We start from the raw sequence: 13233 nt of genomic DNA, 5'->3' as shown, positions 1-13233 counted from the left end.
TATCATTAAAATCTATTTTAAATCCAAACGTTCAATCATATTTCCTATGCTCAATTGTTTCAATTCTTTTTCAAGTTTATCAAAATCATTTTGAGCAACGGTTTGTGTAATTTTACCTTCTTGTAATCTGAAAATTAAATCGCAAGTTTCTTTGAGTGTAGCAAAAATATGTGAAGAAATAAGGACCGTTTTCCCCAAACGCTTTAGTTCTAAAATAATTTCAGTTATAATCAAATTGCTTTGAATGTCTACTCCATTAAAAGGTTCATCGAGTATATAATATTGGTTTTCTTGTAAAAGTATGGCGGTCAAAGCTAACTTTTTCTTCATTCCTGTAGAATAATCTGAGACATATTGGTCTAAAGGAAGATTAAAAATATTTTTATCCTCAATGGATTGGATTATTCTATTTCTGGCATTAGAAAGTAATTGAATGTATTCACGTCCTGTGATTTTTTCAAAAAAATACATTTCTGTGGGTAAATAACCAATATGATTTTTAAGACTATTCTCGGTTGCCGTTATACTACCTTGGTATTTTTCTAAACCACAGATACATTTAAATAAAGTAGTTTTTCCAGCACCATTTTCACCAACTATCCCGTAAACTTTTCCTTGTTCAAATTGAATGGAAATGCCATTCAGCACTTTTTTGGTTCCGTAGATTTTATGTAATGCCTCTATTTGAATCATTGCAAATAAATTTTAAGTTTTAGAATAGCTTCTTTATAAAAATAAGGTATAAATAGGAACAATAAGGGAGGCATGTACAAGCTAATTCCTAATAAAATGATTTGGGGTAATCCGATTTCATTAGGAAAAGAAGCATATTTCATTAAAATATTTGTCACAAAAAATAATGAACCTATGGCATAAAATAAAGCTATTTCATCGAGATTTTGATAAAAATAGCAACTTATTAATAGTAAATTAGGTAAGGTGAGAAGAAATTGGTTTTTGATCCCTTTTTTTAATTTAGCAATCAGGAAATTCTTGGGAGTGGCTTCATGTATCCAAACAAAATAGGGATTTTCGACTTTGGTATAAAAAGAACCGCTTATTAATTGTATAAAAACAATTGTTGCTATACCTAAATTCAAATTGTTTACTTTTAGGGCAATAAACCCTAGTGAAAAAAGGAGTAGGAGTAGTGGGAAACTTTTTCGAAATCCTACCATAAATTCAAAAGGTTGTTTTGAAAATGGAGTAGGAATCACCCAAGACGTTTTATAATTCAGATTGATGAAGGTTAACAGTGCAGGAATTACTAATGCGAAAACACTCTCAACATATTTTTCTTTTGTGATTAAAAATAGAAAAAAAGGTAAGCCAATAGCAATGTTTTCTAAACAGCGAATCCCATAAAAAGTGCTGTTGAAATACATTTGTTTTAAAAAGTTATTTCTATTAACATCCGATAATTTTAAAACTAAAAGAATTGGAAATAGCAAATAGATAAACGTATAGTGTTCGAGTTTTTCAACAATATATTGCGAACATAAGTAGAAACCAAGAATAACTAGTGGATAGCCCAGGATTTGTGAAATACCAAAATCAACCAGCTTTCTATTTAAGAGTTTACCTTGTAGCTTGAAATAGTCCGTCAACATCTTATCGAATATCCCTTAAACGCAATTGCAAACTTACATTCCCATTCCATTCGTTTTCCTCGATAGAAAAAGTAGCATCAAAACGGTTTTTATGTTCGGTGAGTTCCTTTTTTCTGGCTAAACCAAAACCGATAGCGCCATAACCTTCGCTTTTTCCTTGTTTGACAAACAGACGCAAATGTTCCTCATCTTGACCAATGGCTTTGCCGTAACCTGTATCATACAACTCAGTGGCTAAAAAAATAGGCGTCATATTTTCTGGACCAAAAGGTTCAAATTGCTTGATAATGCGCATCATCTTATCATTAATGTCTGATAACTTGATTTCGGCATCCACCGCTATTTCAGGAGTAAGCAAGTCAGGATGAATTGTTTTTTCAACTTCTTCTTCAAAAGCTTGTTTAAATGCTAAATAATTTTCCTCTTTTAAGGTCATTCCAGCGGCGTACATGTGTCCACCAAATTGTTCTAAATGTTGCGAACAGGCTTCGAGCGCATTGTAAATATCAAAATCTTTAACGGAACGCGCTGAAGCGGCAAGTTTTTCTCCACTTTTGGTAAATACTATAGTCGGTCGATAGTAATTTTCTACCAAGCGTGAAGCTACAATTCCTATGACTCCTTTGTGCCAATTTTCTTGATAAACCACGGTAGAAAAACGTTCGGTTTCTTGATTTTCTGAAATTTGTAGTAAGGCTTCCTTCGTAATTTGCTTATCCAAATCTTTTCGGTCGGCATTAAAGGCTTCTATATCTAAGGCACATTGTGCGGCTTGTAATAAATCAAATTCTGTGAGTAAGGCTACTGCATAATTTCCGTGTTTGATGCGTCCAGCGGCATTAATACGTGGAGCGATGATAAAAACGACATCGGTTATGGTTAAGGTTTGTTTTTTTACATTTTGAATCAATGCCTGAATACCAGGACGAGGATTGGTATTGATGACGTCTAAACCAAATTTTGCCAACACTCGATTTTCGCCTGTAATAGGGACTATATCAGCGCCAATGGCTGTAGCGACTAAATCTAAATAGGGGATTAAATCATGTATCGTTTGGTTTCTGTGACTTGCTAAGGCTTGAATCAATTTAAAACCCACACCACAACCACATAATTCTTTATACGGATAGGTACAATCTTCGCGTTTTGGATCTAAAACAGCCACAGCATCAGGAAGAGTGTCTCCAGGGCGGTGGTGGTCGCAAATGACAAAATCGATGCCTTTGTTTTTAGCATACGCCACATGGTCTATCGATTTGATACCACAATCTAAGGCAATGATAAGTGTGAAATCGTTATCTTCTGCAAAGTCAATCCCTTGATAGGAAACACCATAACCTTCTAAATAACGGTCAGGAATATACGTAGCTACATTAGGATAATAACTTTTTAGATACGAAGAAACTAAAGAAACCGCGGTAGTTCCATCTACATCATAATCGCCAAAAACTAATATATTCTCTTGGTTTGCGATGGCAGTTTCAATACGAAGCACTGCCTTGTCCATATCTTTCATGAGACAGGGGTCATGCAAATCATTTAAGGAAGGACGAAAGAATGCCTTGGCTTGCTCATACGTAGCTATACCGCGCTGAAGTAGTAAGGTAGCAATGGTGCTGTCGACTCCTAAGGCAGATTGTAAGGCTTGTAATTTTTGTGAGTCAGGCTTTGGTTTTAAGGTCCAACGCATAGAAAATTAAGAATTTAGAGTTTAGAATGTTTAATACCTAACTTAAGACCTAACAGGTTTTTAAAACCTGTTAGGTCTTGCGGTATAACTTTTAATTTTTGTTTTTTGTCAGTGCTTCGCCTTCAAATGCTATTCCGTCCCAACCTGAAATCATAAAATTACGAATATTTTGATGGTCTTCAGCTTCGGGTGTATTCAAAACGTCTTGGTAATAGCTACCAAATAGTTGTAAGGTTTGTGCTTGTGAAAGGTTTTGTAATTGGGCAAAGGCAAAAATTTTGCAAGAACCACTATTTTGTCCCGCTTCATTGTACTGATTTCCATTCTTGAAGGCAGTAGGAGTGAAGTGGTAGTTTTCCTCTATATAAGCAATAACTTCTGAGAATACTAAAGGTTGATTAGCGTGCAGTAGGTCTAAAATATTATTCGCCATAAAGTGCATTTTTAACTTGCGTTTCTAATTCTTCTATTGATTTGTAGTTGGTTAGTTTTACCGCCTTCTTTTTCTTTTTTAAAGTGGTTATGATTTCTAAAATCATTTCTAACGAATCGGCTTCATACCCATTCAGGTTACCGTCAAAATCAGTCCCTGCCATTAAGCCATCCATATCGATACCCACACACCAGTTCTCCATAAAATCAGCTAAGTCAATTTCATACAATTTGTAAGCCGTCCATTCGTGATTGATACAAGCTTTGGCTAAATTTTCTTCACTCCAAAAACAAATAATTTGAACAGGGTCACCTTCTTCATCCTCATAGTTATGCGAGTAGGTAATGGCAAACTCTTCTTTGTTTTGAAGCGCAAAAACCGTTTCCGTTTCACAAATAGTTTGTATGAATTTTTTATGGGTATTGATGATTTCTTGCGTGTCTTTCATGGGGCTCTATTTTTGAAATTTCGTACAAAGGTCGGAAAAGATATAATAAGAACTAATTAAAATCATAAGCTTTTTTAATAGACATTTTCGATTTTAGAAGTTCCATGGTTTTTAAGAAGTCTTCCTGATGCTTTTTATTTTCTAATAAGAAAAAGTACTTATAGTGTTTGTTTTCATGAGAATGACTCCTTTGCCAACTTCATTATTGATATTATTGAACTCTAAATTTATTCTGTGATGGTATTTCTTTGCTTGAAAAAATATAGTTTCCATTTTTAAAATCTAAATGCAATATGATTTTTTAGTTTTGTAGTGCTACTTAATTTTGAGTGTAAATTGTTTAAAGTTGAGCTTTGTTGGATTTAGAAAAGTAAATTTTTAGTCCTACTTTATCAAAAATAGTATGAATTTTGGTTTTTAAAATTTTGTTTGACTCTTCTAAGTCCTAAAAAAAAATGTTTCAATAATGCATTTTTTTTCAGGATTTAATATAAATCGTTTACTTTATAAGAATGACGGTTATATGTTTTTTTAAGATCCAAATATAAATAATTTTAAGAATCGGAAATGATGTTTTCAACTTAACGGTTGTTCATATTTATAAAAAACATCCAGCTTTGTTAAATTGTGGTAAGTGTTTGAAAGCTGTTTCGAAAATTTATGATGTCTGGTTTCTTTCTGAAAGATAGCCTTTCAATTTTCCTAATCCAGCAAACGTGGAGGAAATGAATTTTGATGCCGAAGAAGAAGGAGACTTAGAGTTCTTTGATATTAGTCGTAAAAAAATACTAGAAACACAAGTTTTAGCCGGAAGTAATACAATTGTTTCTAAAAATATTGCAAAAGGGGTGTGTTTTGGAAGATTTATTACCAAAAATGGAAATGAAGAAACCCATAAAATAATGATTAAATAAGGCATTTTAAATTTATTGGATTGGAAACCTCCTTTTGGGAGGTTTTTTTTATTTTTGCACACTCAAAACAACAACATGACAACACAACAACTTATTGCTCAAATTCAACAAAAAAAATCATTCTTATGCGTAGGCTTAGATGTTGATTTGAATAAAATACCAGAACATCTATTTAATACCGAAGATCCAATTTTTGAGTTTAACAAAGCCATCATTGATGCAACGCACGATTTGTGTGTGGCTTACAAACCTAATATTGCTTTTTTTGAAGCTTATGGTATTAAAGGTTGGATTTCGTTGCAAAAAACGATTGCCTATATCAATGAGAATTTTCCAGAAATTTTTACCATAGCTGATGCTAAAAGAGGTGATATAGGAAATACCTCTTCCATGTATGCTAAAGCTTTTTTTGAAGACTTAGAATTTGATTCGGTCACTGTTGCACCGTATATGGGTAAGGATTCGGTAGAGCCTTTCTTAGCCTTTGAGGATAAGCACACGATTATGCTTGCTTTAACCTCTAATGAAGGAGCTTTCGATTTTCAAACCTTACAAGTGGATGGAAAAGAATTGTATAAACAAGTACTTGAAACTTCTAAATCTTGGAAAAATAGTCAAAATTTGATGTATGTAGTTGGAGCAACTAAAGCGGAATACTTTACTGAAATACGTCAGATTGTACCCGATAGTTTCTTGTTAGTTCCTGGTGTAGGAGCACAAGGCGGTAGCTTACAAGAAGTGTGTAAATACGGTATGAATGATCAAGTGGGCTTGTTAATTAATTCTTCTCGCGGGATTATTTATGCTTCTAAAGGTGAAGATTTTGCGGAGAAGGCTAGGGAAGAAGCTCAGAAATTGCAAAAAGAAATGGAGGATATTTTAGTTTCAAGTTTAAAGTTTGAAGTTTAAAGTTTTGGAATCTTGTTGAAAATATAAAAAATCATAACCTATATAGCTGGTATCGTTTTGCATTTTTTTTAAGTTATATTGTTTTTTGAATAACTTTTGAAATAGTTGAATTTATCAATCCTTCAAAAAGATGTGATAAATACGGTCATCCAGAATTTATAATGCCTACAGGAGCGCTTTTTTTGAGCTTTGTATTTTCGATAATAATTTTCTTTTTTTTTTATTACAATAAATAAAATAGTAAAGAATAAATTTGTTTAATTTTTGAAATGGAAGATTCATCTTTCAAAGAACCTTAAACTGGAAACCTTAAACCTTAAATCTGAAATCTGAAACAAATGAACTTAACCGATCAACTTGGAACCCAACATACCTTTGAAACATCACCCAAAAGAATCGTTTCTTTAGTACCTTCGCAGACGGAGTTACTTTTCGATTTAGGTTTGGAAGAACAAATAGTAGGGATAACTAAATTTTGTGTGCATCCGTTTCATTTAAAAGCTACCAAAAAAATTGTTGGAGGTACTAAAAAAGTACATATTGATAAAATAAAGGAACTTCAACCGGATATTATCATTTGTAATAAAGAAGAAAACACTTTGGAAATGGTCGAAGAATTATGTCAAATTTGTCCAGTTTGGGTAACCGATATGTACACCATTGCTGATAATAATAAGATGATTGAGGATTTCGGAAAGTTGTTTAATGTACGTACTGAAGCTCAAAAATGGATAGATAAAATCAACTTTGCACATCAAGATTTTCTGAAATTCATAGCGCCTTTTGAGATGCAAAAAGTAGCTTATTTTATATGGGCAAATCCTTATATGGTGGCGGGAAACAATACGTTTATCAATCATTTGTTAGAACTAAATAAATTAGAAAATATTTACGCGCACAATGAAAAATACCCAGAGCGTTATCCAGAAGTCATTGTTCAAAAAATGCGTATTCAAGGGGACCCTGATTTAATTTTTCTTTCCTCTGAACCTTTTCCTTTCAAGGATGATCACGCTTTTGAATTAGGAAGGTATTCGCATCATGCTAAAACAGTTTTTGTAGATGGTGAAATGTTTTCGTGGTATGGTAGTCGATTAATTAAGGCTTTTGATTATTTTAAAAAGTTAAGGTTACGAATAGGAGAATTACATTTGCATCATTCGCATTCACACTAAAATATAAAAGATGATTCATTATACGCTTTTTGAAAATAAAACTTCGGATCAATGGGTGACTTTTGTGCATGGTGCTGGAGGAAGTTCTTCTATTTGGTTTAAACAAATTAGAGAATTTCAAAAGCATTTTAATGTGTTAGTCCTCGATTTGCGTGGTCATGGTGACTCCAAGAAAACAGGATTTAGTAAGAAATATACTTTTAAATCTATCGCTTTAGATGTATTGGAAGTAATCGATCATTTAAAGATTCAATCTTCGCATTTTGTTGGAATTTCCTTAGGTACTATTGTGATTCGCCAACTTGCAGAAATACACCCTAATCGAGTGAAAAGTATGGTTATGGGTGGGGCTATTTTGAAAATGAATTTCCGCTCCCAAATCCTGATGCGTGTAGGTAATCTTTTTAAATATATGTTGCCTTATTTGGTGTTGTATCGCCTTTTTGCCTTTATAATTATGCCTAAAAAGAATCATAAACAATCGCGTTTGTTGTTTATTAATGAGGCCAAAAAGTTATATCAAAAAGAATTTATCAAATGGTTTAAGTTAACCGCTGAAATTAACCCTGTTTTACGTTGGTTTCGTCAAGTGGAGTTGAATATTCCTACTTTGTATATAATGGGTGAGGAGGATTATATGTTTTTACCCTCTGTGCGTAAAGTGGTAGAAGCTCATTACAAATCGGCCAAATTGTTTGTTATAGCGCAATGTGGTCACGTGGTTAATGTGGAACAAGCTCGGGTTTTTAACGATCAAACTATTGCTTTTTTAAAGCAATTAAAATAAAAATGCCGACACTAAAGCATCGGCATTTTCGTAAACTAACCAAACCAAACAAAATTCTATGAATTCTTGTTACAAAGTTCGGTAAAAAAATGATTTACTAACGTTAAGAGAATGTTATTATCTTGTTGATTATGAAAATTTTAACTATTTTCGATCCTGCAAGGCAAATACTTTTTTTAACAAATCAGAAGTTCTTGAATTTAAGTTGGTTCTGATATTTTTTTCTTCTACGGCTATCATTTTAAACACTCCTTCCATAGCTTTTTGGGTTGTATAATCGGTTAAATCCGTATTAATTTTTTGTACAAAAGGAATAGCATTGTATTTTGAAATAATGTTTTTCCAAACTTTATCAGCTCCTACTTTTGTAAACGAATTTTTAATCACAGGATTAAATTTTCCATAAAGTGCTGTGGAAGTTGAACCTTCAAGATAGGTAGTGGCACTTCTTTCATTTCCTAACAAAATATTTTTAGCATCGTTAAAAGTCATTCCTTTAACGGCATCCACAAAAATAGGTGTAGAGGTTTTTACAGCATCTTCGGCAGCACGGTTTATCACTTGTAAACCTTGATCAGCTAGCTTACTCAATCCTACTTGTCTTAATTTTTGATCCACTGTTTTAAGTTCATCAGGAAGTAATATTTTAACCATTTCGTTTCTATAAAAGCCATCAGGTTTAGTTAACGAACTTACTTGTTTTTCTATTCCCTTATTTAAAGCTTCTTTTAATCCTTTGCCTATTTCCTCTTGGGATAAAGTAACTGGATTGATGACTTCAGAAATTTTGATATTTAATTTGTTTTCAACCTGTTTTAATAAATCATCAAATTGTCCGTAACTCAATGCAGGTAACAATAGGAATAATAAAATTTTTTTCATGTGATTCGAATTTGTTTCTCAAAGATAAACAAACATAATGCCATTTACACTTTGTATTCGAAATTTATCCATCACCCCACATCCATCATCCAACTCAAAGAAAATTGTGAATATCTATTTCAGTGGGTATTCAAATGTGAGTAATTAAGATTTACCTTTGCCTTTCTTAAAAATAAAATGTTATGGGAGCTATTTGGTACGAATGCAAAGTAAAATATAGAAAAATTGATGAAACAGGAATCCAAAAAGTTGTGACAGAACCCTATTTGGTTGATGCCTTGTCGTACACGGAAGCCGAGCGACGTATGAATGAAGAAATGGCGGCTTATGTGAGTGAGGAATTTAAAATTACCAATATTAAAGTCGCAAATTATTCTGAAATTCATCCTTTTGAAAATACCGACCGTTGGTTTAAATCGAAAGTAACGTTGATGGCTTATGATGAAGAAAGCGGGAAAGAACGCAAAACTAGTTTTTACCTTTTAGTACAGGCTAATGATGTTAAGGAAGCTTATGATAATACCGTAACCGCTATGCGAAATACTTTAGGGGAATACAGCATTCCTGCTATTTCTGAATCGCCTATCATGGATGTGTTTCCTTATTTTAGTGGGGAAGAGGACGGTTTGGAGCAAATTGAAAAGTTTAATGCATTAAAAGCATCAAAACCTAAATTTGAAGAAGCGGAAGATACTATGGAATTTGCTCCAGAAGTCTTAACTGAAATGGAATAAAGAGTTATTTAAAAATGAAGATTTCGGTGCAATAGAATTATGTGTTTTTTAAATCGTTAATTTTTAATAAATACGTAAATTGCGACCACAAATTCAAAACCAAAAATGGAACAAGCACAACCGTATCAACCAAAAAATAAAGTTAGAATTGTAACGGCTGCGTCCTTATTTGACGGACACGATGCAGCCATTAATATCATGCGTCGCATTATCCAAGCTACTGGAGTCGAAGTAATTCACTTAGGACACGACCGTAGTGTAGAAGAAGTGGTAAATACGGCTATTCAAGAAGATGCCAATGCCATCGCAATGACTTCGTACCAAGGTGGTCATAACGAGTATTTTAAATATATGTATGATTTGCTAAAAGAAAAAGGAGCAGGTCATATCAAAATTTTTGGTGGAGGTGGAGGCGTAATTCTTCCTTCTGAAATTGAAGAATTACACGCTTACGGAATCACAAAAATTTATTCTCCAGATGATGGTCGTGCCTTAGGGTTACAAGGAATGATTAACGAATTGGTTCAACTAGCAGAACCAGCCCCCCCCGCCCCCGATGGGGGAGCCAATGAGATAAACAATCAATTGGCTGAAAAAGATGTAAATACCATATCGAGACTTATAACATTAGCAGAAAACGAACCCGATACTTTTCATAAAGTATTTCAGGCACCCCCTTCGGGGGCGGGGGGGGCTTTTCCCGTTCTAGGTATCACAGGTACAGGTGGGGCAGGTAAATCTTCGTTAGTAGATGAATTAGTACGTCGATTTTTAATCGATTTTCCTGAAAAAACCATCGGATTAATTTCTGTCGATCCTTCCAAACGTAAAACAGGTGGTGCTTTACTAGGAGACCGTATTCGTATGAATGCGATCAATAACCCACGTGTGTATATGCGTTCGTTAGCGACGCGTCAATCGAATTTGGCTTTGTCTAAATATGTGGCAGAAGCTATAGAAGTATTAAAAGCTGCGAAATACGATATTATCATTTTGGAAACTTCTGGAATTGGTCAGTCGGATACGGAAATTTTAGAACACTCTGATGTATCGTTATATGTTATGACGCCTGAGTTTGGTGCGGCTACCCAGTTGGAGAAAATCGATATGTTAGATTTCGCCGATTTAGTAGCGTTGAATAAATTTGACAAACGTGGAGCGCTTGATGCGATTCGCGATGTGAAAAAGCAATACCAACGCAATCATAATTTATGGGATATAGATCCTGATAAAATGCCAGTTTTTGGTACCATCGCTTCTCAATTTAATGATCCAGGGATGAATACCTTGTATAAGTCGATTATGGATAAAATTGTGGAGAAAACAGGAGCTGACCTAAAATCGACTTTTGAGATTACTCGTGAAATGAGCGAAAAAATCTTTGTGATTCCGCCACATAGAACACGTTATTTATCTGAAATTGCTGAAAATAATCGTAAATATGACGAAACGGCTTTATCACAAGTGGAAGTAGCGCAAAAGTTATACGGTATTTTCAAAACTATCGAATCGGTGAATGGGAATTTGCCACAAATCGATAAAGCTGGAATCATTGAATCTTCTTTGAAAATAAATGAAAGCAACAAAGATTTCTTAGGCTTATTAATCAAAGAATTCGATCGTGTAAAAATGAATTTAGACCCTTACAATTGGGAAATTATTCAAACTTGGGACGATAAAGTAAACAAGTATAAAAACCCTATTTACGCTTTTAAAGTACGTGATAAGGTCATTGAAATAAAAACACATAGCGAGTCACTTTCGCATACTCAAATTCCAAAAGTAGCGCTTCCCAAATACCAAGCGTGGGGCGATATTTTAAAATGGAATTTACAAGAAAACGTACCAGGGGAATTCCCATTCGCATCGGGATTATATCCATTTAAGCGTGAGGGCGAAGATCCTACGCGTATGTTCGCGGGCGAGGGAGGTCCAGAAAGAACCAACCGCCGTTTCCATTATGTATCCTTAGGAATGCCAGCTAAACGTTTATCAACCGCGTTTGACTCGGTTACTTTATATGGGAATGATCCAGACCACCGACCTGATATTTACGGTAAAATTGGTAATGCAGGGGTGTCTATTTGTTGTTTAGACGATGCAAAAAAATTATACTCTGGTTTCGATTTAAGTCATCCTGCCACTTCGGTGTCGATGACGATAAACGGACCAGCGCCTATGTTGTTAGGTTTCTTTATGAATGCGGCCATTGACCAAAACTGTGAAAAATACATCAAAGAAAATGGTTTGGAAGCAGAAGTAGAGAAAAAATTCAAAGAGGTTTATGATGCGAAAGGATTAGAACGTCCTCGCTATAACGGAGAGTTACCAGAAGGTAACGACGGATTAGGGTTGATGCTTTTAGGACTAACAGGGGATCAAGTGTTGCCTGCCGATGTGTATCAAGACATCAAAGTAAAAACCTTAGCGCAAGTGCGTGGTACGGTTCAAGCCGATATTTTAAAAGAAGACCAAGCCCAAAATACCTGTATATTCTCGACTGAGTTTGCCTTACGTTTAATGGGTGACGTACAAGAATATTTCATCACACAAAACGTTCGTAATTTCTACTCGGTTTCGATTTCAGGGTATCATATTGCCGAGGCTGGTGCGAATCCTATTACGCAGTTGGCATTTACACTTGCCAACGGATTTACGTATGTAGAATATTACCTAAGCCGAGGTATGAACATCAACGACTTTGGTCCTAATTTATCGTTCTTCTTCTCTAATGGTATCGACCCAGAATATGCGGTGATAGGACGTGTAGCACGTAAGATTTGGGCAAAAGCCTTAAAGAATAAATACGGTGCTAACGAAAGAGCGCAAATGTTGAAGTACCATATCCAAACATCTGGACGTTCGTTACACGCACAAGAAATCGATTTTAACGATATCCGTACGACTTTACAAGCCTTATATGCGATTTACGATAACTGTAACTCGTTGCATACCAATGCCTATGACGAAGCGATTACCACACCAACAGAAGAATCCGTTCGTCGTGCGATGGCAATCCAGTTGATTATTAATAAAGAATTAGGATTAGCGAAAAACGAAAACCCTATCCAAGGTTCGTTTATCATTGAAGAGTTAACCGATTTAGTAGAAGAAGCCGTACTAGCCGAGTTCGACCGAATCACCGAAAGAGGTGGGGTATTAGGAGCAATGGAAACGATGTACCAACGTTCGAAAATCCAAGAAGAATCCTTGTATTACGAAACCTTGAAACATACAGGTGAATTCCCTATCATTGGGGTAAATACCTTCTTAAGTTCAAAAGGTTCACCAACTGTAGTGCCTGCGGAAGTCATTCGTGCGACGGAAGAAGAAAAACAATTCCAGATCAAAACCCTAGAAAACCTACATACAGCCAAAGCCAAAGAAGTAGAAGGACAAATCGCGATCATTCAAGAAGCCGCGATCCAAAACCACAACATCTTTGAAAAACTAATGGATGCCGCTAAGGTGTGTTCGTTAGGACAAATTACTAGTGCGTTGTTTGAAGTGGGAGGGCAATACCGACGTAATATGTAAAAAGTTAAACGTGTTATAGAATTGGATAAAAAAACCTAAAAGCTGTAAAGTTTTTAGGTTTTTTTTTGTTATTAGCGTTTTTAGTTAATAAACTAATTCATACTTTAAAAACTT

At 34.6% G+C, this 13233-nt stretch carries 11 protein-coding genes and 1 pseudogene; 6 read left to right on the top strand and 6 right to left on the bottom strand.

The window, feature by feature from the left end:
• Window positions 1-12 precede the first annotated feature (12 nt).
• The 5 genes from ACQY29_RS11935 to ACQY29_RS11915 form a co-directional block, all read right to left on the bottom strand.
• On the bottom strand, window positions 13-693 hold the full coding sequence (locus ACQY29_RS11935) for an ATP-binding cassette domain-containing protein (protein WP_428225406.1): 681 nt from the start codon (window positions 691-693) through the stop codon (window positions 13-15).
• Window positions 690-1385, bottom strand: coding sequence for an ABC transporter permease (locus tag ACQY29_RS11930; protein ID WP_428225405.1), 696 nt, complete (start codon window positions 1383-1385; stop codon window positions 690-692). Before ACQY29_RS11930 ends, ACQY29_RS11935 begins: the two co-directional genes overlap by 4 nt.
• 226 nt (window positions 1386-1611) lie before the next feature.
• The gene (recJ, locus tag ACQY29_RS11925; RefSeq protein ID WP_428225404.1) at window positions 1612-3300 is read right to left on the bottom strand and encodes a single-stranded-DNA-specific exonuclease RecJ; all 1689 of its coding nucleotides are present in this window, start codon (window positions 3298-3300) and stop codon (window positions 1612-1614) included.
• Between the two features lie 91 nt (window positions 3301-3391).
• Window positions 3392-3733, bottom strand: coding sequence for a HopJ type III effector protein (locus ACQY29_RS11920; protein ID WP_428225403.1), 342 nt, complete (start codon window positions 3731-3733; stop codon window positions 3392-3394).
• The gene (locus ACQY29_RS11915; protein WP_428225402.1) at window positions 3723-4181 is read right to left on the bottom strand and encodes a DUF2750 domain-containing protein; all 459 of its coding nucleotides are present in this window, start codon (window positions 4179-4181) and stop codon (window positions 3723-3725) included. Before ACQY29_RS11915 ends, ACQY29_RS11920 begins: the two co-directional genes overlap by 11 nt.
• A 710-nt stretch (window positions 4182-4891) precedes the next feature.
• Here ACQY29_RS11915 and ACQY29_RS11910 point away from each other — a divergent pair.
• From ACQY29_RS11910 to ACQY29_RS11895, 4 genes and pseudogenes are all read left to right on the top strand, one after another.
• Window positions 4892-5095 (top strand): annotated as a pseudogene (locus ACQY29_RS11910) (hypothetical protein); the annotation flags it as partial.
• A gap of 75 nt (window positions 5096-5170) precedes the next feature.
• Window positions 5171-6004 carry an orotidine-5'-phosphate decarboxylase gene (pyrF, locus tag ACQY29_RS11905; protein ID WP_428225401.1) on the top strand — a complete coding sequence of 278 codons (834 nt, stop codon included), beginning with the start codon at window positions 5171-5173 and terminating at the stop codon, window positions 6002-6004.
• Window positions 6005-6342: 338 nt separating this feature from the next.
• Window positions 6343-7179 (top strand): ABC transporter substrate-binding protein, encoded by an 837-nt coding sequence (locus tag ACQY29_RS11900; protein ID WP_428225400.1) that lies wholly within the window; start codon window positions 6343-6345, stop codon window positions 7177-7179.
• A gap of 10 nt (window positions 7180-7189) precedes the next feature.
• A complete protein-coding gene (locus ACQY29_RS11895) occupies window positions 7190-7966 on the top strand; it encodes an alpha/beta fold hydrolase (RefSeq protein WP_428225399.1) in 777 nt (258 codons plus the stop codon).
• A 144-nt stretch (window positions 7967-8110) separates the two neighbouring features.
• Here the strand turns inward: ACQY29_RS11895 and ACQY29_RS11890 are convergent, their stop codons facing one another.
• Window positions 8111-8848: a DUF4197 domain-containing protein gene (locus ACQY29_RS11890; protein ID WP_428225398.1), complete on the bottom strand. Its 738-nt coding sequence runs from the start codon at window positions 8846-8848 to the stop codon at window positions 8111-8113.
• Window positions 8849-9030: 182 nt separating this feature from the next.
• Between ACQY29_RS11890 and ACQY29_RS11885 the strand changes: the two genes are divergently transcribed.
• Together ACQY29_RS11885 and ACQY29_RS11880 are read left to right on the top strand one after the other, a co-directional pair.
• Complete coding sequence (locus ACQY29_RS11885) at window positions 9031-9582, top strand: DUF4494 domain-containing protein (RefSeq protein ID WP_428225397.1); 552 nt, start codon at window positions 9031-9033, stop codon at window positions 9580-9582.
• A 105-nt stretch (window positions 9583-9687) separates the two neighbouring features.
• Window positions 9688-13119 (top strand): methylmalonyl-CoA mutase family protein, encoded by a 3432-nt coding sequence (locus tag ACQY29_RS11880; protein ID WP_428225396.1) that lies wholly within the window; start codon window positions 9688-9690, stop codon window positions 13117-13119.
• Window positions 13120-13233: the final 114 nt, after the last annotated feature.

Origin of the sequence: Flavobacterium sp., assembly GCF_965262375.1 — a bacterium.
Taxonomy (GTDB): Bacteria; Bacteroidota; Bacteroidia; order Flavobacteriales; family Flavobacteriaceae; genus Flavobacterium.
Note: the sequence above shows the minus strand (reverse complement) of the source record. Positions and strands in the feature narration are given on the sequence as shown.

Excerpts from the sequence above, each read along its gene's own strand:
- ACQY29_RS11895 (WP_428225399.1), top strand. The coding sequence starts at position 7,190 with ATGATTCATTATACGCTTTTTGAAAATAAAACTTCGGATCAATGGGTG.
- ACQY29_RS11915 (WP_428225402.1), bottom strand. The coding sequence starts at position 4,181 with ATGAAAGACACGCAAGAAATCATCAATACCCATAAAAAATTCATACAA.
- recJ (WP_428225404.1), bottom strand. The coding sequence starts at position 3,300 with ATGCGTTGGACCTTAAAACCAAAGCCTGACTCACAAAAATTACAAGCC.
- ACQY29_RS11880 (WP_428225396.1), top strand. The coding sequence starts at position 9,688 with ATGGAACAAGCACAACCGTATCAACCAAAAAATAAAGTTAGAATTGTA.
- ACQY29_RS11935 (WP_428225406.1), bottom strand. The coding sequence starts at position 693 with ATGATTCAAATAGAGGCATTACATAAAATCTACGGAACCAAAAAAGTG.
- ACQY29_RS11920 (WP_428225403.1), bottom strand. The coding sequence starts at position 3,733 with ATGGCGAATAATATTTTAGACCTACTGCACGCTAATCAACCTTTAGTA.
- ACQY29_RS11930 (WP_428225405.1), bottom strand. The coding sequence starts at position 1,385 with ATGTATTTCAACAGCACTTTTTATGGGATTCGCTGTTTAGAAAACATT.
- ACQY29_RS11885 (WP_428225397.1), top strand. The coding sequence starts at position 9,031 with ATGGGAGCTATTTGGTACGAATGCAAAGTAAAATATAGAAAAATTGAT.
- pyrF (WP_428225401.1), top strand. The coding sequence starts at position 5,171 with ATGACAACACAACAACTTATTGCTCAAATTCAACAAAAAAAATCATTC.
- ACQY29_RS11900 (WP_428225400.1), top strand. The coding sequence starts at position 6,343 with ATGAACTTAACCGATCAACTTGGAACCCAACATACCTTTGAAACATCA.
- ACQY29_RS11890 (WP_428225398.1), bottom strand. The coding sequence starts at position 8,848 with ATGAAAAAAATTTTATTATTCCTATTGTTACCTGCATTGAGTTACGGA.